Origin of the sequence: Azospirillum sp. TSO35-2 (assembly GCF_003116095.1) — a bacterium.
Taxonomy (GTDB): domain Bacteria; phylum Pseudomonadota; class Alphaproteobacteria; order Azospirillales; family Azospirillaceae; genus Azospirillum.
Genome location: NZ_LGRA01000008.1, coordinates 972,659 through 991,728 on the forward strand (window position 1 = coordinate 972,659; position 19,070 = coordinate 991,728).

The following is a 19,070-nucleotide window of genomic DNA, read 5'->3' on the forward strand; positions in this document are numbered from 1 at the left end:
ATGGTCGCCCTCTCCCGGGGCGGGAGAGGGATCCGACGTTCACTGAAAGCTCGCCAAATGCCGGCGCAACCGCGCCAGGCTCCACACGAAGAACAGCGCGCCGATGCCGGCCGTCGCGGCAAAGCGCGGCCACACCACGTCGAAGCCGGCGCCGCGGAACAGGATCGCCTGGGCGAAGACGACGAAATGGGTGGAGGGCGAGAGCTGCATCGCCGTCTGCAGCCATTGCGGCTCGCTTTCCAGCGGGGTGAAGCCGCCCGACAGCATGTTCATCGGCAGCACGATCAGGATGAACAGCAGCCCGAGCTGCGGCATCGAGCGCGCCACCGTGCCCAGGAAGATGCCGAGCGCCGTCGCGAAGAACAGGTAGAGCGCGGTCCCGGCCAGGAACAGTGGCACCGATCCGGCCAGCGGCACCGACAGCAGACCGCGCAGCACGACGTAGAGCGCCACCACGGTCAGGACCAGGATGACGGCGCCGTTGGCCAGCACCTTGGCCGTCATGATCTCAGCCGGGCGGACCGGCATCACCAGCAGATGTTCCAGCGTGCCGTGCTCGCGCTCGCGGATCAGGGCGGCGCCGGCCAGCAGAACCGCCAGCATGGTGACGTTGCTGACCACCGCCATGGTGCCGGTGAACCATTTGGTGTCCAGCGCCTCGTTGTAGGCGACGCGGACCTGGAGCGAGACCGGGGCGGCGCTCCCGTCGGCCTCGTGGCGGACGAAGCGGCCGACCTCGTCGTCGACGATGCCCTGGATGGTGCCGGCGCCGATGCCGGCCTGCATCATCGCGGTGGCGTCGATCAGCAACTGCATCGTCGGGCTGCGGCCGGCCAGCACGTCGGCCTCGAAATCGGGCGGGACGTCGAGCACGAAGGTGTAGCGGGCCGAATCCATGGCGTGGTCGACCTCGGCGTGGCCGATCATCGCCGGGGTCTGGAACTCCGGCCCATGAAAGCTGGAGGCCAGCCGCTGCGACAGGGTCGAGCGGTCCTCGTCGACGATGGCGATGGCGGCGTTGCGCAGGTCGTGCGAAATGCCGGTGGCCTCGCTGTAGACCGACAGGGTGAAGGAATAGACGACGAAGCCCAGCATGAAGACGTCGCGCAGCAGGCTGATCCACTCCTTGCGCGCCAGGGTCAGGCTGTTGCGGACGAAGCGCGTCATGGCTCAGCGCTCCTGTTTCGGCAGGAAGGCGACGCCCAGCGCCAGCAGCACCGGCACGAAGGCGGCGATCGCCAGGATGAAGGGCACCAGCTCGGTGAAGCCCAGCCCCTTGGTGAAGGCGCCGACCGAGAGCTTGAGGAAATGGGTGGTCGGGAACAACGTGCCGATCAGCCACGCCCCGCCCTCCAGCGTCGACACCGGCTGGAGCATGCCGGAGAACTGCGTCGCCGGCATCATGGTCAGGATGGCGGTGCCGAACACCGCGGCGGTCTGGGTCGCGGTGAAGACCGAGATCAGCAGCCCCAGCGCCGTGGTGGCGCAGACATAGACCAGCCCGCCCAGCACCAGCCCGCCCAGGCTGCCCTTCACCGGCACGCCGAACAGCGTCACCGCCATCGCGATCATCAGCAGCAGGTTGAAGGCGGCCAGCGCCACATAGGGGATCTGCTTGCCCAGCAGGAACTCCAGCCGCGTCACCGGCGTGACGTACAGGTTGGTGATGGAGCCCAGCTCCTTCTCGCGCACCACGCCCAGCGCGGCCAGGATCGCCGGGATGAAGACCAGCATCAGGCCGATGGTGCTCGGCACCATGGCGTCCAGGCTGCGGAAGGCCTGGTTGTAGCGGTAGCGCATCTCCAGTTGCGCCGCGGCGGCGGGCAGGGTGACGCCGGCCGCCAATGCGGCGTCCTGGATGAAGCGCTGGTGGATGCCGGACAGGTAGCCCTGGATCGTCTCGGCGCGGAACGGCATGGCGCCGTCGATGCGCATCGCCACCTCCGGCACCCGGCCGCGGCGCAGGTCGCGGCCGAAACCCTCGGGGATCTCGATGGTCAGCGACGCCTTGCCCTGTTGCAGGCGCAGCGCCAGATCGTGGGCGTCGCCGGCCGGCGGGGTGGCGACGAAGCTGCGCGAGCCGTCGAACTGCTCGACATAGGCGCGGCTTTCCGGCGAGCGGTCATGGTCGAGCACCGCGAAGGCCAGGTTCTCGACGTCCATGGTGATGCCGAAGCCGAAGACCAGCATCAGCAGCACGGTGCCGAGCAGCGCCACCGTCAGCCGCACCGGGTCGCGCCGCAGTTCCAGCGTCTCGCGCCACGCGTAGGCGAGCAGCCGGCGGCTGGAGACGCCGCGGTGCGGGGAAGCCTTGCCGGCAGGAACCGCGTCGTTCCCAAAACGGCCGTCATTCCCGCGAAGGCGGGAATCCAACGGGGTCGGCGGCGCCTGTGCGGAGTTTTCCGGACCCCCGCCTTCGCGGAGATGACGGTCGCCCTCGGAAAGGACCATGACCGGCTCAGGCCGGGGCTCGGCGCTCTCCGCCCCCTCCGCCTGCCGCATGAAGCCGATGAAGGCGTCGTCCAGCGTGTCGGCGTTCTGCTGGCGGCGCAGCGCGTCGGGCGGGCCGGCGGCGATGACGCGGCCGGCGCTCATGAAGGCGACGCGGTCGCAGCGCGCCGCCTCGTTCATGAAGTGGGTGGAGATGAAGATCGTCACCCCCTGGTCGCGCGACAGGGCGATCAGGTCGCGCCAGAACTGGTCGCGCGCCACCGGGTCGACGCCCGAGGTCGGTTCGTCGAGGATCAGCAGCTCCGGCTCGTGCAGGATGGCGACCGCCAGCGACAGCCGCTGCCGCACGCCGAGCGGCAGCCGGTCGGCCACCGCGTCGATGTAGGTGTCGAGTCCGAACCGCTCGACCAGCCACGCCAGCCGCGGCCCGGGCGTCTTCAGGTCGAACAGCCGGGCGTGCAGCGCGAGGTTCTGGCGCACCGTCAGCTCGCCGTAGAGCGAGAAGGCCTGCGCCATGTAGCCGACGCGGCGGCGGCTTTCCAGGTCGTTGGCGTCGACCGGGGCGCCGAACAGCCGCGCCTCGCCGGCGCTGGCCGGCAGCAGGCCGGTCAGCATCTTCATCGTGGTGGTCTTGCCGCAGCCGTTGGACCCCAGGAAGCCGAAGATCTCGCCGCGCCCGATGCGGAAGCTGATGTCGGACACCGCGGTGAAGTCGCCGAAATGGCGGGTCAGGCCGCGCGCCTCGATGGCGGGGGCGGCGCCCTCGGGCTCCGGCGGGCGGGGCGGCACGACCAGCCTTTCGTGGCCGCGCCGGGCGTCGTCCGGCAGCAGGGCGATGAAGGCCTCCTCCAGATCCGCCACGCCGTGCCGCGCCTTCAGCGCCGCCGGGCTGTCGTGGGCGAGCAGCCGGCCGGCGTTCATCATCACCACCTGGTCGAACCGCTCCGCCTCGTCCATGTAGGAGGTGGCGACCAGCACCGTCATGCCGGGCCGGCCGGCGCGGATGCGGGCGATCAGCTCCCAGAACTGCCGGCGGGACAGCGGGTCGACGCCGGTCGTCGGCTCGTCGAGGATCAGCAGGTCGGGGTCGTGCAGCAGGGCGCAGCACAGCCCCAGCTTCTGCTTCATGCCGCCTGACAGCTTGCCGGCCGGCCGGTCGGGAAAGGGGGCCAGCCCGGTGGCGTCCAGCAGGTCGTCGATGCGGCGCCGGCGTTCCGCGGCGTCCAGCCCGAACAGCCGGCCGAAGAACTGCAGATTCTCCGCGACGCTGAGGTCGGCGTAGAGGTTGCGGCCCAGCCCCTGCGGCATGTAGGCGATCCGCGGCTGCAGCGCCGCCCGCCCGCGCCGGTCGCGCACATCGGTGCCGAGCACGCGGACGCTGCCGTCCTGCATCCGCTTCGCCGTGGCGATCAGGCCGAGCAGGGTGGACTTGCCGACGCCGTCCGGCCCGATGACGGCGACGCTGGCCCCGGCCGGGATGTCGAGCGCGACGTCGTCCAGCGCCAGCGTCCCGCCATAGCGATGCCGGACGCCGGACAGCGCGACGGCCGGGACGGCATCGCTGCCGGTGGCGGGTGTCACGATCCGGCTCCCGCCTCCGGCCGCGTCAACCGCGACTCCAGCCAGTCCGGCCACGCCGCCTTGTCGTCCAGTTTCACATAGGTCATGCCGGTCAGCCCGGTCTTCACCCGCTCGACGTAGCGGGTGACCAGCGCTTCGGGGACGCGGGCCTTGACGCGGAACATCATGCGGTCGCGTTCGGACTTGGTTTCCACCTGCTTGGGCGTGAACTGGGCGCGCGGCGCCACGAAGGTCACCGCCGCCGGGATCGCGGTGTCGGGCAGGGCGTCCAGCAGGATGCGCGCCTCGGCGCCCAGCGCCAGGGTGCCCGCCGTGTCGGTCGGCAGGAAGAAGGTCATGTAGACGTTCGACAGGTCGAGCAGCGTCGCCGCCTTGCCGCCGGCGGCCAGCACCTCGCCCGGTTCGGCCAGCCGGTACAGCACGCGGGCCCGGCGCGGCGCCTTCAGCACGCCGTCGCCGACTAGGTCGCGCAGCCGGTCGGTGTCGCCGGCCGCCGCGGCGATCGCCTCGTCGGCGCTTTCCAGGTGGCTCTTCGCCGCCTCCAGCGCGGCGTCGGCGGTGCGGCGGCTGTTGCGCGCCTGGTCGACGCGCTGTTCGCTGACATGGCCCTTGCCGAACAGGACCAGCGCCCGTTCCATTTCCTTGGCGGCGAAGTCGGCCTCGCTGGCGCGCTGGGCGACCAGCGACGCCGCTTCCTCCCGCGCGCGGCGGGACTGGCGCAGCAGCGCCTCGGACGAGCGGAGCTGCGCCTCCAGGTCGCGGGTGTCGAGCGTGGCGATGACGGCGCCGGCCTCCACCAGATCGCCTTCCTCGACCGGGATGGTCAGGATGCGGGCGGCGTATTTGGTGGCGATGTCGATCTCGTTCGCCTCGATCCGGCCGTTGCCGGAGGCGAACCCGGCGGGCAGGCGGTTCCCCTGCATCGCCCGCCAGCCATAGGCGGCCCCGGCGGCGAGCAGCGCCAGCAGGGCCACGGCGAAGAGGAGGCGTTTGATCGTCATGGCTGCGGTCCTTTCACCGCTTATCGTTGGAGGCATCGCCGCCGGGCGCCGTGTCCGCCGACGCCGTGTCGGCAGGCGCCCCAACGGCGGACGCGGTATTGGCCAGCGCCGCCATCACCCCGGCCAGGACGCGTTCGCGCGCCGGGTCGTCGGGGGCGGTGTCCAGCGTGCGGCGCAACGTCAGCAGCGCCTGGGCGTAGCGGTTGTGCCAGTCGCTGCCGGCGAGAGCCGCCGGGGCGAGGCGGGCGTGGCGTTCGGCCGGCGCCAGCGGACGCGACGCGGCGAGGTCGACGCGGTCGTCCAGGGCGGGCAGGGCGATGCGGTCCGCCGGCCAGCCGTCGGCGAGCAGCGCCTGCCGGATGGAGGCGCGGGCCTCCTCCTCGCCATGGACCAGGAACAGGCCGTGGTTGACCCCCTTGCGCGCCGCCACCCAGGCCAGCAGGGCCGAACGGTCGGCGTGGCCGGAATAGACGTCGAGCGAGCGGATCCGGGCCTTCACCTCGATCTCCTCGCCATGGATGCGGACGCGCGGCGTCCCCTGCTGCAGCAGCCGTCCGAGCGTGCCCGGCGCCTGGTAGCCGACCAGCAGCACGGTGTCCTGCGCCCGCCACAGCCGGTTCTTCAGGTGGTGGCGGATGCGGCCGGCGTCGCACATGCCGCTGGCCGCCATGATGATGGCGCCACCGGTCAGGCTGTTCAGCCGCTGGCTCTCCGCCACGCTGCGGACATGGTGGAGGTTGGCGCGGACGAAGGGGTCGCCGTCGGTTTCCAGATCGTCGAGATGGCGGCGGAACACCCCGGTCACCGCATCGGCCAGCGGGGAATCGAGGAAGACGTCCACCGTCGGCACCTGCCCGGTGTCGAACAGCCGGTCGAGGTCGTAGAGCAGCTCCTGCGTGCGCTCCACCGCGAAGACCGGGATGATCAGCGCGCCGCCGGCCGCCAGCGCCGCCATGACCTCGGCGCGCAGCACCGCCTGCCGTCCCGCCTCGTCCAGGTCGGTGCGGTCGCGGTCGCCGTAGGTGGTTTCCAGCACCATCCAGTCCGGCCGTTCCGGCGCGTTGGCGTCGGCGTGGAAGCTCTTGCCGCCGGGGCCGAGGTCGCCGGAGAACAGGATGCGGGTCGGCTCGCCGCGTCCGTCCATCGCCTCGACCTCGACGGAGGCGGAACCCAGGATGTGGCCGGCCTGCCAGAAGCGGGCGCGCAGGCCGGGAAGGATCTCGATCCAGCGGTCATACTCGACCCGCCGCAGCCGCCGCAGGCAGCGGATGGCGTCGTCCTGGCCGTAGATCGCCTGCACGGCGGCGCGGCCGCGCTGGCGGTTGCGGCGGTTCAGCCGCTCGACCTCCGTCTCCTGGATGTAGCCGCTGTCGGGCAGCATGTATTCCAGCAGGTCGACCGTGCCGCCGGTGGCGTAGACCCGGCCGCGGAACCCCAGCCGCGTCAGCTTGGGCAGCAGGCCGGAATGGTCGATGTGGGCATGGGTCAGCAGCACCGCCTTGATCGCCGCGGGATCGAAGGGGAAGGGGCGGTAGTTCAGCTCCTTGATCGTCTTGGTGCCCTGGAACATCCCGCAATCGATCAGGACGTCGCCCTCGGGGGTGGAGAGACGAAAGCAGGAGCCGGTCACCGTTCCGGCGGCACCGTGGAAGGTCAGCGACAGGGACATGGCTCAGCTCCTTGTTTTTCCCTCTCCCGCCCCGAGAGAGGGAGGGGCCCCACGACGTGGGGAGGGTGAGGGGTGAGGCAAGATTCCGGAACCGCAGGGATCCTCGCACCCCCCTCACCCTTCCCGCCCATGGCGGGCCCCTTCCCTCTCCCGGGGCGGGAGAGGGCGATTTCGATCATCACCTCACCACCACCCCGTTGTCCTCCGTGGCGTGGGCCTGGGCGAAGGTGAAGTCGGCGTTGGTGCCGGCGTGGATGCGGTAGAGCGGTTCGCCGCGCCGCACCGGGTCGCCGACCTTGCGCAGCAGGTCGATGCCCGCCCCCTTGTCGTTGGGCGCGCCGGCCAGCCGGGCGATGCGCGCCAGCCGGTAGCAGTCGAGCGCCGCGACCGTGCCGTCGGCCGGCGCCGGCACCTCCGCCACCAGCGTGCCGAGCGTCGCCACCGCGGGCGGCGGCCCCTGCATCGCGATGATCCGTTCCATCGCGGCCAGCGCCGCGCCGGAGTCCAGCAGCTCGCGCGCCCGGCGATGGCCGGCGCCGCCGCGCACCAGGGGGTCGAATTCCAGGATGCGGCCGGCCAGGAACAGCGCGCGTTCCTTCAGGTCGGCCGGGGCGGCGGGGTCGTTGCGCAGCACCGCCATGACGTCGCGCGCCTCCAGCACCGGGCCGATGCCGCGCCCGACCGGCTGGGAGCCGTCGGTGATCGCCACCTCCAGCGCGAGGCCGAGCTGGTCGCCGACATGCTCGAACAGCTTGCGCAGCCGCACCGCCTCGCCGGCCGTGCGGATCTTGGCGCTGGGGCCGACCGGGATGTCGATCAGCAGATGGGTGGAACCGGCCGCGACCTTCTTCGACAGGATCGAGGCGACCAGCTGTTCGCGGGTGTCGATCGCCAGCGGCCGCTCGACCGAGATCAGGATGTCGTCGGCCGGCGACAGCCGGACATGGCCGCCCCAGACCAGACAGCCCTTGGCCTCGCGCACCAGCGCCTGCATGCGCTCCACCGGCACGTCGACGTTGGCCAGCACCTCCATGGTGTCGGCGGTGCCGGCCGGCGAGGTGATGGCGCGCGACGAGGTCTTGGGGATCGGCAGGCCATGCGCGGCGACGATCGGCACGACGATCATCGAGGTGCGGTTGCCGGGGATGCCGCCGATGCAGTGCTTGTCGGCGATGGTGCCCAATGCGCCGCCGGGGCTGCCGCCAAGGCCGTCCCAGCGCAGCCGGGTGCCGACGGCGACCATGGCGCGGGTCAGGCCCAGCACCTCCGCCGTGGTCATGAAGCTGGCGCAGGCGATCAGGAAGGCGGCGATCTCGATCTTGGAATAGCGCTGGTCGGTGATGTCGCGGATGATCGCGGCCAGATCGGCCTCGCCCAGCGCGGCGCCGCCGACCTTGGCGCGCACCAGTTCGAAGCTTTCCGGCGGCGTCGGCGGCACCAGATGCACCGCGGTCCCCTCGGGCAGTCCCAGATGGCGGAAGGCCGGGCCGGACAGCCCGATCTCGTCGACGCCGAGGATGGCCGGGTCATCGACGATGTTCAGCACCGCCAGCAGCGAGCGGCCGTCGTTGCGCACCTCCACCCGGCCCAGCCCGAGGAAATCCTCGACATGGTAGCGGGTGCAGCGGCGGTTGAGGAAGGCGACGGTCTCCCGGACGGTGTCGATCGCCAGATGTCGCAGAGTCAGCATGCCGCCAGTCTACGCCGGCAACCTTCCGCCAGCGACGCCGAGCCTGCGCGGCAGCCATGCCGAGGCTCAAGCGCCGCGGTTGATCCGGATCATTGGCGGGGCGGACGGAGCGTGCTTCCGCTGTACGCTCATACCGGGTGCAGGATGTCTTGACTCCTGAGCCCGGTATCCGGCCGCGACGGCGGCTGCGGCCCGACAGGACCGAAGCCTGCGTGGCGCATGAACGCAGCGGTCAGGGGTTTCCTGACCGCGCATCACGTGCTTTCCCGCGCGATGAAGGTCAGGCCGAGGTCGAGGCGCCGCTGCGCCGGCTCGCGCCCCTCCATCAGGTCGAGCAGCATGGCGGCGGCGTGGCGGCCGATGCCGTAGCGCGGGGTCGCCACCGTGGTCAGCGTCGGCGTCGTCCAGGCCGAGGCGGGCAGGTCGTTGAAGCCGCCGATGGCGAGCTGGTCGGGCACGCGGATGCCGCGGCGCTGGCACTGGAACAGCGCGCCCTGCGCCAGATCGTCGTTGCAGAAGAACACGGCGTCGCAGTCGGTGTTCTCCGCCATCATCCGGTCGATCATCGCCGCGCCCAGATGGATGGAGGACGGGTCGGGCAGCCGCCACACCCGCTTTTCGTCGTAGAGTCCGGCCTCGGTCAGCGCGTTGCGGTAGCCGTCGAACCGCGCCATCGTCCGCGGGTCGAGCTGCACCGCGACGAAGCCGATGCGGCGGTAGCCGCGTTCCAGCAGATGGGTGGTCATCAGCCGCCCGCCCTCTTCCTGCGAGCAGCCGACGCTGAGGCTGTCGGGGTCGTCCAGCAGCTCCATCATGTGGACGGTCGGGCTGCGCAGGGCGGACAGGTAGGTCTGCGTCACCGCGGTGTGGTCGGTGCCGGTCAGCAGGATGCCGTCGGGCTGGAACTGCAGGTAGGTGCGGATCAGCCGCTCCTCCTCCAGCGGGGAATAGTGCGAGACGCCGATCAGCACCTGATAGCCGCGCGGCAGAAGCTGGTCGTGGATGCCGGCCATCGTCTCGACGAAGACCATGTTGGTCATCGACGGGATCAGCACCGCCACCGTCATCGACCGGGCCGAGGCGAGCGCGCTGGCCGCCTGGTTCGGCACGTAGCCCATCGACTGCGCGGTGTCGAGGATGCGCTGGCGCAGCTCGGGCGCCACCAGCTCCGGCCGCTTGAAGGCGCGCGATACGGTGATGGCGCTGATGCCCACCCGTTCGGCGACATCGGCCATGGTGGCGCGCCCGGTGCGCGAGGAGCGCGGCTTGCGCGTCTTGGCCGTCAGGGATGAGGCCCGGTCACCATCGCGCGTCGTCACTGGGTCCTGTCCTTCCATGCCGGCCGGGGCGGGGTGAGGTCCCGCGCCGGTGGGGTTGATTAACCTTGCGCACCGGAGGTTGCAAGAGGCCGTGCGCGCTGTCGCCGCGTTTGGCCTTCAGACGTTCCGCAGTGCAGCAATTGGATCTTCCAGCCGATCCTTCGCTCATCGCATTGTTCGTCCGCGACTCAAACAAAACTCTTTACGCGCGTCAAGGTTAGCGCTAACAGTATCGCCATCTCGCCTCGGCGTCATCCCCGCTTTCCGGTCCCTGGACCGCAGCAGCCCGAATGACCCAGTGATGATAGCGCTAACACGGAATTTTTACCACCCTCTGGTCTTCTAAGGTGCGGCGATCGTCGCGCGACGCCGTCGCGGCGGCCGCCGTGAACCGGGAATCGGGAAGCACACGGTCATGAACGGTCCCCCCCATGAGCCCCCGGCCTCGCCCTCCGCGCCGGGGCCGCTGATCGTCGTCGTGATGGGCGTGGCCGGCTGCGGCAAGTCCAGCGTCGGTCAGCGGCTGGCCGACGCGCAAGGCTGCGAATTCGTCGAGGGCGACGCCCACCACCCGCCGGACAATATCGCGAAGATGTCGGCCGGCATCCCGCTGACCGACGCCGACCGCGACGGCTGGCTCGGCCGGCTGGCCGGCTTCATCGCCGACGCCGACCGCGACCGGCGCGGGCTGGTGGTCGCCTGTTCGGCGCTGAAGCGCCGCTACCGCGACCGGCTGCGCGGCGATTGCCGCCGCGTGGTCTTCCTCCATCTTCATGGCGACAAGGCGCTGATCGCCTCGCGCATGGGGGCGCGGACCGCCCATTTCATGCCGACGGCGCTGATCGACAGCCAGTTCGCCGACCTGGAGCCGCCGGCGGCGGACGAGGCGGCGTTGTCGTACGAAGTGACGCTGACGGCCGACGCCATTGTCGCCGACGCCTGTGCCCGGCTGGCGGCCATTCGCGTTGATGGACAGAACGGACAACCGGCCGGCGGTGTGACCGCCGGGCCGAAGAATGGCGGCGTGGCCGTCGGGGAGGACGCATGAAACGCGTGGCGGATCTGCTGGAGCGGATCACCGAGTGGATCATGGCGCTGATGCTGGCGCTGATGGTCGGTCTGGTCTTCAGCAACGTCGTTCTGCGCTACATCTTCAACAGCGGCATCGTCGCGGCGGAAGAGCTGGCGCGGCTGATGTTCGTCTGGCTGGTGTTCCTGGGCGCCACCGTGGCGCTGCGCCACCAGCGCCATCTCGGGCTGGAGATCCTGCAAAGCCGGCTGCCGGTCAAGGTGCGCCGGGCCTGCGCGATGATCGCGCACCTGCTGATGCTGTACGCGCTGTGGCTGTTCGTGCAGGGAAGCTGGATCCAGCTTCTGATCGGGATGGAGACCTTCTCCACCGTCCTGCGCTTCCCCATGGCCTTCTACGCGGCGGCCGGCTTTTTCCCGGCCATCGTGATGGCGCTGACGGTGGCGGTCAACCTGTGGAAGATCGTCACCAACCAGCCCGACGCCCGCGTTCCCGGCGATCCCGACACGATGCTGGCCGATCCGCATGCGGTCGGTCCCGCCGTCAAGCCGCCGGCCGGCCAGACTGCCGGCAAGCCGGCCGTCGCCGAGCGCTGAGCCCAGACCAGAATTTCCAGCGGACGGAGACGCCGCCATGACGCTCACCATTTTCCTGGGCTCGCTGTTCGGCTTCATGCTGCTCGGCATGCCCATCGCCTTCGCGCTGATGCTGACCGGCGTCGCGCTGATGGTCCACCTCGACTTCTTCGACGCCCAGCTCGTCGCGCAGAACCTGCTGAGCGGCGCCGACAACTACCCGCTGATGGCGGTGCCCTTCTTCATCCTGGCCGGCGAGCTGATGAACGCCGGCGGCATCTCGCAGCGCATCATCAACCTGGCGGTCAGCCTGGTCGGCCACATCAAGGGCGGGCTCGGCTACGTCACCATCGGCGCGTCGGTGATGCTGGCCAGCCTGTCGGGCTCGGCCATCGCCGACACCGCCGCGCTGGCGACGCTGCTGATCCCGATGATGCGCGACCACGGCTATCCGGTGCCGCGGTCGGCCGGGCTGATCGCCTCGGGCGGCATCATCGCCCCGATCATCCCGCCCAGCATGCCCTTCATCATCTTCGGCGTGACCACCAACACCTCGATCAGCGCGCTGTTCATGGCCGGCATCGTCCCCGGCCTGCTGATGGGGATCGGGCTGGTCTGCGCCTGGATCTTCGTCGTCCGCGACATGACGGTGAAGCTGCAGCCCAAGGCCAGCGGGCGGGAGCGGCTGAAGGCGCTGGGCGACGGCGTCTGGGCGCTGGCCCTGCCGGTCATCATCATCGGCGGCCTGCGCGGCGGCATCTTCACGCCGACCGAGGCCGCGGTGGTCGCCGCCGTCTACTCGCTGGTCGTCGCGCTGTTCGTCTACCGTCAGGTCACGCTGGCGCAGATCGTGCCGCTGCTGGTCCAGGCGGCGCGCACCACCGCCACCGTGATGTTCCTGTGCGCCGCGGCGCTGGTGTCGTCCTACATGGTGACGCTGGCCGACCTGCCGCAGCAGATGACCGAGCTGCTGCACCCGCTGATGACGCATCCGAAGCTGCTGATGCTGGCGATCGCCGCGCTGCTGCTGGCCGTCGGCACGGTGATGGACCTGACGCCGACCATCCTGGTGCTGGGCCCGGTGCTGACGCCGCTGGCCATCGCCGCCGGCATCGACCCGGCCTATTTCGGCGTGATGTTCGTCCTGATCGGCACGCTGGGCCTGATCCATCCGCCGGTCTGCACGGTGCTGAACGTGGTGTGCGGCGTCGCCCGCATCTCGCTGGAAAGCGCCACCAAGGGCATCTGGCCGTTCCTGCTGACCTACATCGTCCTGCTGGGCCTGCTGATCGCCGTGCCGGAGATCATCACCGCCCCGTTGCACATGTTCCACTGACGCTTAAGACACTACCCAACGAAACGCCCAAAAAGGGGAGATCAACACCATGACGCTGTTCCGCAAACTGCTGCTCGCCACCGGCCTCGCCGCCGCCCTGCTGGCCCCCGTCGCCGCCTCCGCCCAGGACATCAAGCCGCGCATCATCCGCTTCGGCTACGGCCTGTCGGAGAGCAGCAACCAGGGCCGCGCCGTCAAGTTCCTCGCCGAGGAGCTGACCAAGCGCACCGGCGGCAAGTTCAAGATGAAGGGCTTCGGCGACGCCAGCCTGGGCAGCGACATCCAGATGCAGAACGCCCTGATCGGCGGCGCGCAGGAGATGATGGTCGGCTCCACCGCCACGCTGGTCGGCATCGTCAAGGACTTCGGCGTCTATGACCTGCCCTTCCTGTTCAACAACGAGAAGGAAGCCGACGCCGTCCTCGACGGCCCGTTCGGCCAGAAGCTGCTGAAGGCGCTGAACGACAAGGGGCTGGTCGGGCTGGTCTATTGGGAGAACGGCTTCCGCAACCTGACCAACAGCAAGCGCCCGATCACCAAGGTCGAGGACATGGGCGGCATCAAGCTGCGCGTGATGCAGAACCCGGTCTACATCGACATGTTCAACCGCTTCGGCGCCAACGCGGTGCCGCTGGCCTTCTCCGAGCTGTTCACCGCGCTGGAGACCGGCACGGTCGACGGCCAGGAGAACCCGGTGACGACCATCCAGTCGTCGAAGTTCTACGAGGTGCAGAAGTACCTGACCATCTCGCGCCACGTCTACAGCCCGTGGATCGTGCTGGCCAGCAAGCGCTGGTACGACGGCCTGTCGGCTGACGAGAAGACGATCCTGAACGAGGCCGCCGTCGCCTCGCGCGACTTCGAGCGCAAGGACAGCCGTGACGCGTCGGCGCAGAGCGTGGCCTACCTGAAGGAAAAGGGCATGCAGATCAACGAGCTGAGCCCGGCCGAGCTGGACCGCATGCGTGAGATGGTCAAGCCGGCCTTCGACAAGTACGCCGCCGACGGCGGTGCCGAGGTGCTGAAGGACATGCAGGCGGCGATCGCCACCGCCCGGAAGTAATCGCCGTTCCGCGGCCGTTCCGCGTGGTGAAGGGGTGGACCGGGATGACCGGTCCACCCCTTTTTCTTGTTCCATCGGACCGGCAGGCGGGCCACGGCCGCAAAGGCGACGGTTCGGGTTGGAGTAATGGAGGGAAACTTAATTTCTATGTAATCAATGCGTATGGCTCAAAAGTCTTGAATGAGTTTGCGAACCGTTTCGGTTCCCTTTTGTTACACCCGTAAAATTTGATCTTCTTTTTCTGGACGTGACCCCGGGCCTTGGGTGATGCTCATCCGTCGGGCGGATTATCGATGGGGTTCGCGATGTTCAGGACGCTGCCGTTGGTGACCAAGCTGGTGCTGGCGATCGGTTTGGTGCTGGTGATCGGATTGGGTGTCGGCACGGTCGTGATCTCGGCCAAGAGCGGGGCCGACACCGATGCGCTGTCCTTCCAGGCCGGGGAGGAGCTGGGCAAGTACCACGCCGCGACCGTGGAGCGCCGGCTGAACGACGCCATGGACATCACCGCCTGATGGGAACCACCCTGCTCAGCCTGAAGCGGAGCGGCGTGGTCGATCGCGGCGCGCTGAACGACTGGCTGAAAGCCCTGCTGGAGACCAACACCACCCTGATCGGCGCCTGGATCGGGATGGAGCCGAACGCGCTGGACGGCAAGGATGCCGCCTTCGCCAACAGCCCCGGCAGCGACGCCAGCGGCCGCTTCATTCCCTATTGGAACCGCGGCGGCGGCAAGGTCCAGCTGGAGGCGCTGGTCGGCTACGACGATCCCGGGCCCGACGGCCTCTATTACCAGCAGGCCAAGCGCACCGGCCGGGAGGTGATCGTCGAGCCCTACAGCTACGTCGTCGCCGGCCAGAACGTCCTGATGGTGTCGCTGGCGGTGCCGATCATCGAGAACGGCCGGTTCATCGGCGTCGCCGGCGTGGACATCGCCACCGACGCGATCTGGAACGAACTGAAGTCGGTCAAGCCCTTCGGCACGGGTTCGGTCTTCCTGATCTCCAACGGCGGCGCGTGGGCCGCCTACAGCAACCCCGATCACCTGGGCAAGCCGATCCTCCAGACCAACGACCGGCTGAAGGACGTGCTGCCCGCCATCCGCGACGGCAAGCCCTACGCCCACTTCTCGGTGTCGGCCAGCCTGAAGACCGAGGTGAAGCAATTGTTCAGGCCGGTCGCCATCGGCGGCACCGGCACGCCCTGGTCGATCCTGGTCAACCTGCCGATCAACCAGGTCGAACGGCCGAAGGAGGAATTGCGCGCCTTCATCGCCGTCGGCGCCGTGCTGTTGGCCGCCGGGCTGCTGCTGGCGCTTTGGCTGACCAGCCGCATGATCGTCGGCCAGCCGCTGCAGCGGATCATCGTCACCATCCAGGCGCTGACCGCCGGCAATCGCGCCGTCGAGGTGACCGACCGCGACCGCGCCGACGAGATCGGCGCCATCAACCAGGCGCTCCAACTGTTCAAGGAGAACGCCGGCCGCGTCGCCGAAATGGAGGAACAGCGCCGGCAGGACGAGCAGCGCTCCGCCGAGCAGCGCCGGCAGGAGCTTGGCCGGCTGGCCGACCGCTTCGAGGGCACGGTCGGTGATGTCGTCGCCAGCGTGACCGAACAGGCCGAACTGATCCGCACCGATTCGGAGGGCCTGTCGGCCATCGCCGAGCAGACCAACGCCCAGGCCGCCGCGGTGGCCGATGCCGCCGATCTGGCGAACGCCAACGTCCAGACCGTCGCCGCCGCGGCGGAGGAACTGGCCCATTCGATCGAAGAGATCAACCAGCGGATCGCCACTTCGTCCCGCATGGCCAACGAGGCGGTGGACGAGGTCGAAAAGACCAACGGCACCGTTGCCGGGCTGGCCCAGGCGGCACAGAAGATCGGCGACGTGGTCAACCTGATCCAGTCGATCGCCGGCCAGACCAACCTGCTGGCGCTGAACGCCACCATCGAGGCGGCGCGGGCCGGAGAGGCCGGCAAGGGCTTTGCGGTGGTCGCGTCGGAGGTGAAGAACCTCGCCAACCAGACCGCCAAGGCGACCGAGGAGATCGCCGCCCAGATCGCCGAGATGCAGGCGGTCAGCGGCAACGCCGTCGGCGCCATCCAGTCCATCGGCCGCACCATCCTGGGCATCAGCGAGACGGTCACCGCCGTCGCCGCCGCGGCCGAGCAGCAGGGGGCGGCCACGCGGGAGATCAGCCGCAACGTCCAGCAGGCGGCGACCGGCACCCGCGAGGTGTCGACCAACATCGGCGGCGTCACCCGCGCCGCCGGGGAAACCGGCAGCATGGCCGCCCAGGCCCGCGCCGCCTCCGACACGCTGTCGCACCAGTCGGCGCAACTGCGCCAGGAGGTCCAGCGCTTCGTCGCCACCATCCGCAGCGCCTGATGAGGAAAGCGGCGGTCGCCCGGCCCTACAGGCCGATGAACCCGTTGGGCGCGCCGTTCACGGCGGCGCCCTCCGCCGCGATGAAATGGGAGACGAAGGCGACGGTCTGAACCAGCAGGCGCGGGGCGAAGGGCTTGACGATGTAGCCCAGGCCCAGGCCGCGCGCCTGCGCCGGGTTCGGCGGGTTCCCGGTGGCGAACACGCAGGTGATGCCCATGGCTCCCAGCGCGCGGGCAACGTCCAGCCCGTTCGAGCCGTTGGCCAGCTTCATGTCGACGAACGCCATGTCGGGCGCTTGTTCCAGCGCCAGCGACACGGCGGATGTCAGGTCGTCCGCAATCCCCACCACCTCATGCCCCGCCATCTGGAGGGTCAATGCGATTCCCTCGGCGATCAGAACCTCATCCTCGATGATCAGTATCTTCATTGGGCTTCTTGTGGCTGAGGGCGCGTGCGTCGGCCGTTACGGTTGAATAGGCAGCTTTGGCTCGAAAGGAAAGCGCAGGATGAAGCGCGTGCCCGGCGACAAACGCTGGATTTCCAAATGTCCCTTCAGCTGCCTCGTCAGGTTGCGCACCGTGTTCAGGCCGAAGCCGCCCTCCGTGGTGCTCTCCATCCCCTGGGGAAGGCCGACCCCGTCGTCGGCGACGTCGATGCGGATTTCGTGCCCCACCACCCCGACGCCCAGGCGGACCGATCCGATCCCTCCGGCGGGAAAGGCGTGCTTGTAGCTGTTGGTCAGCAGTTCGTTGACGATCAGCGCCACCGGGACGGCGGTTTCGACCGGCGTCGGCAGCGGCGCGTCGACCGCCATGGTCACGGCCGGCTCCGCCACGGCGGTCGTCGGCATGGCGTTCTCGGCGACGCTCTTCAGCAGGTCCGCCAGTTCGACGGTGTTGTACGCGCAGCCTTCGCCGTACAGGCGGCGATGGACCTCGGCGATGGCGCTCACCCGGCTGCTGCTGACCAGCAGTTCATCCCGCACCTCCGGGTTCCGGTGCCGAAGCGCCTGGGTGCGCAGCAGATTGGACACGATCTGGAGCGAGTTCCTCACCCGGTGGTTCACCTCGTCCAGCAGCAGCGTGTTCTGCTGGAGGGCTGTGGCCAACGCCTCGCCCTCGGCCCGTTCGGCCTGGTAATCCTGTTCCAGCCGCCGGACGGTCGTGTAGGCGAGCCAACCGGTGACCACGGCGAAGGTCAGGCCATAGGCGATCATCAGGGCTTCGAGCAGGGTGGCGTGGCGGCTGCGCCGGGCGAGCAGCCCATCTTCTTCCGACCTCATGGTGGCGATCACCGACCGGATATCGGCCATCAGGCGTTCCCCGGTGCCTTCGCGGACGGCCGCCCGCGCGCGGTCGAGCCCCTGCGCGTCGACCTGCTGCAGTGTCGCGGCCATGACCGCCAGCTTGGCGTCGGTGAGCGAGCGCAACGCCTTGACCTTGTCCTGCTGGACCGGGTTGTCGGCCGTCAGGGTGCCAACCTGGTCCAGCAGGACACGACTGCCGTCCGTGCCTTCGGTGTAGAGATCGAGATAGTGGCTGTCGCCGGTCAGCAGATAGCCGCGTTGGCCGGACTCGGCGTTGGAGAGGTTCGATTGCAGCTCTTCGACCGTGGAGATCACCTTGTGCGTGTGGTCCACCCACTCGATGGCGCTGCGGTATTCCAGGAAGACGGCGATCAGCAGCAGGAAGCCTGCGAACAGGCCGGCAAACATCAACGCCGATAATCGCGCGGCGCGGCGGCGCACCTTCCGGCGCCTGAGGCTGGCATCCGTATTGACGGACATCGACCGCTCCCTGGCTTGTGCTGTTCATCGACACGGGTCTTGCCATAGCGCTGCCGACCGGTCGGGATCGGCCTCGGCGATTTGCAGGATGTATTTTTCCCGCAGAGGTAGCTTTGACCTGAGTCAAGAACACCCCATCCCGCAGGCGGTCACAGGGCAATGACATCCATATGGGCATCGACAGGGGTGCACCAACCGACTGTCTCGCGAATTGTGCCGGCGCGGCTGTTCCGTCAGCGGCGCAGCGGCATGGCGCGGCGGACCAAACGGCGGTCCATGTCGGCGCCGGCCACGGTCGGCTCGCCCTGGCTGCGCAGGACGAAGGCGAAGGTGTCCATCACCCGGTCCAGCACGATTTCCTGGTCGTCCGGCCGGCGGCTGACCGACACCACCGCGTAGCCGGCGGCGCGGGCGACCGCCGGGTCGCCGCGCAGGCCGCGCACGCCCCAGCCGGCCAGCGCGTCCTTGCAGCGGAACAGCTCGGCGGCGAAGCCCCCGGCCGACTGGGTGCGGCCGACGACATAGGCGGCGGCCACCGCCAGCGGGGCCAGCAGCCCGTCCCAGTCCAGGCAATCCTCGCGACCGACCCAGACGCCGCCGACCGAACAGGCGGCGGCGCCGATCGCCTCGCCAAGCCCGGCGCGGAAGGCGCGCAGCGACTCCACGGCGTCCGCCGCCGGCATCGGCTCCACCCGGCGTCCGTCCGGCATCAGCAGCAGCCGGCCCGCCCATTCGGCCGAGGGCGGAAGCTGTTCGGTCAGGCGCGCGAGCAGCGCCTCGCGGGCGGCGGCGAAGGGGACGACCTCGGACATCGGGGCCTGCGGCGATGGAGGACAGGGGAGGGCGAGAAAAAGCCCGAGCCGGCCCGAATTGTCAAGAGCAAGCCGGCGATCGGGCAACCAACGCTTGCGGTCGGGGCGGGTTGTCACAGGCCCAGGCGGCGGAAACCGCCGGATCGGGAGAAAATGCGCAGCGTTGCGTTTTTCCGCTTGCCAGGGTCCGCCAGCGGTTTTATAAGGCGGCCTCCGTTCCCGGTTAGCTCAGTTGGTAGAGCAGCGGACTGTTAATCCGCTTGTCGCTGGTTCGAGTCCAGCACCGGGAGCCAAAACGCGGGTGTAGCTCAGTTGGTTAGAGCGCCGGCCTGTCACGCCGGAGGCCGCGGGTTCAAGTCCCGTCACTC

General features: G+C 69.5%; 15 protein-coding genes and 2 tRNA genes. 8 read left to right on the top strand and 9 right to left on the bottom strand.

The window, feature by feature from the left end; genetic code table 11:
* Positions 1-39: 39 nt before the first annotated feature.
* The 6 genes from TSO352_RS05870 to TSO352_RS05895 all read right to left on the bottom strand — a co-directional run bounded on the left by TSO352_RS05870 (position 40) and on the right by TSO352_RS05895 (position 9,711).
* Complete coding sequence (locus TSO352_RS05870) at positions 40-1,167, bottom strand: ABC transporter permease (protein ID WP_109106378.1); 1,128 nt, start codon at positions 1,165-1,167, stop codon at positions 40-42.
* 3 nt (positions 1,168-1,170) lie between these two features.
* Positions 1,171-4,032 (bottom strand): ribosome-associated ATPase/putative transporter RbbA, encoded by a 2,862-nt coding sequence (rbbA, locus tag TSO352_RS05875; RefSeq protein ID WP_109106379.1) that lies wholly within the window; start codon positions 4,030-4,032, stop codon positions 1,171-1,173.
* Positions 4,029-5,033, bottom strand: a complete 1,005-nt coding sequence (locus TSO352_RS05880) for an HlyD family efflux transporter periplasmic adaptor subunit (protein WP_109106380.1) — start codon at positions 5,031-5,033, stop codon at positions 4,029-4,031. Before TSO352_RS05880 ends, rbbA begins: the two co-directional genes overlap by 4 nt.
* 13 nt (positions 5,034-5,046) lie before the next feature.
* Positions 5,047-6,702, bottom strand: coding sequence for an MBL fold metallo-hydrolase (locus TSO352_RS05885; RefSeq protein WP_109106381.1), 1,656 nt, complete (start codon positions 6,700-6,702; stop codon positions 5,047-5,049).
* Positions 6,703-6,880: 178 nt separating this feature from the next.
* Positions 6,881-8,392 carry a thymidine phosphorylase family protein gene (locus tag TSO352_RS05890; protein ID WP_109106382.1) on the bottom strand — a complete coding sequence of 504 codons (1,512 nt, stop codon included), beginning with the start codon at positions 8,390-8,392 and terminating at the stop codon, positions 6,881-6,883.
* A 254-nt stretch (positions 8,393-8,646) separates the two neighbouring features.
* Entirely contained in the window at positions 8,647-9,711 is a 1,065-nt protein-coding gene (locus TSO352_RS05895) for a LacI family DNA-binding transcriptional regulator (protein ID WP_199231493.1), read from the bottom strand.
* Positions 9,712-10,126: 415 nt separating this feature from the next.
* On the opposite strand from TSO352_RS05895, the gene TSO352_RS05900 reads away from it, so the two are divergent.
* The 6 genes from TSO352_RS05900 to TSO352_RS05920 all read left to right on the top strand — a co-directional run bounded on the left by TSO352_RS05900 (position 10,127) and on the right by TSO352_RS05920 (position 16,104).
* Entirely contained in the window at positions 10,127-10,759 is a 633-nt protein-coding gene (locus TSO352_RS05900) for a gluconokinase (protein ID WP_109106383.1), read from the top strand.
* Positions 10,756-11,337, top strand: coding sequence for a TRAP transporter small permease (locus TSO352_RS05905; protein WP_109106384.1), 582 nt, complete (start codon positions 10,756-10,758; stop codon positions 11,335-11,337). Before TSO352_RS05900 ends, TSO352_RS05905 begins: the two co-directional genes overlap by 4 nt.
* A gap of 37 nt (positions 11,338-11,374) precedes the next feature.
* Entirely contained in the window at positions 11,375-12,652 is a 1,278-nt protein-coding gene (locus TSO352_RS05910; RefSeq protein WP_109106385.1) for a TRAP transporter large permease subunit, read from the top strand.
* A 49-nt stretch (positions 12,653-12,701) separates the two neighbouring features.
* Complete coding sequence (locus TSO352_RS05915; protein ID WP_109106386.1) at positions 12,702-13,715, top strand: TRAP transporter substrate-binding protein; 1,014 nt, start codon at positions 12,702-12,704, stop codon at positions 13,713-13,715.
* Positions 13,716-14,008: 293 nt separating this feature from the next.
* Positions 14,009-14,230: a hypothetical protein gene (locus tag TSO352_RS33830; protein ID WP_247871912.1), complete on the top strand. Its 222-nt coding sequence runs from the start codon at positions 14,009-14,011 to the stop codon at positions 14,228-14,230.
* The gene (locus tag TSO352_RS05920) at positions 14,230-16,104 is read left to right on the top strand and encodes a methyl-accepting chemotaxis protein (RefSeq protein WP_247871913.1); all 1,875 of its coding nucleotides are present in this window, start codon (positions 14,230-14,232) and stop codon (positions 16,102-16,104) included. Before TSO352_RS33830 ends, TSO352_RS05920 begins: the two co-directional genes overlap by 1 nt.
* 25 nt (positions 16,105-16,129) lie before the next feature.
* Here the strand turns inward: TSO352_RS05920 and TSO352_RS05925 are convergent, their stop codons facing one another.
* From TSO352_RS05925 to TSO352_RS05935, 3 genes are all read right to left on the bottom strand, one after another.
* Positions 16,130-16,531 carry a response regulator gene (locus TSO352_RS05925; protein WP_109106387.1) on the bottom strand — a complete coding sequence of 134 codons (402 nt, stop codon included), beginning with the start codon at positions 16,529-16,531 and terminating at the stop codon, positions 16,130-16,132.
* A 36-nt stretch (positions 16,532-16,567) separates the two neighbouring features.
* The gene (locus TSO352_RS05930; RefSeq protein WP_109106388.1) at positions 16,568-17,890 is read right to left on the bottom strand and encodes a CHASE3 domain-containing protein; all 1,323 of its coding nucleotides are present in this window, start codon (positions 17,888-17,890) and stop codon (positions 16,568-16,570) included.
* 233 nt (positions 17,891-18,123) lie between these two features.
* The gene (locus tag TSO352_RS05935; RefSeq protein WP_247871914.1) at positions 18,124-18,702 is read right to left on the bottom strand and encodes a hypothetical protein; all 579 of its coding nucleotides are present in this window, start codon (positions 18,700-18,702) and stop codon (positions 18,124-18,126) included.
* 217 nt (positions 18,703-18,919) lie between these two features.
* Here TSO352_RS05935 and TSO352_RS05940 point away from each other — a divergent pair.
* Together TSO352_RS05940 and TSO352_RS05945 are read left to right on the top strand one after the other, a co-directional pair.
* Positions 18,920-18,995, top strand: a tRNA-Asn gene (locus tag TSO352_RS05940).
* A gap of 4 nt (positions 18,996-18,999) precedes the next feature.
* Positions 19,000-19,070, top strand: a tRNA-Asp gene (locus tag TSO352_RS05945).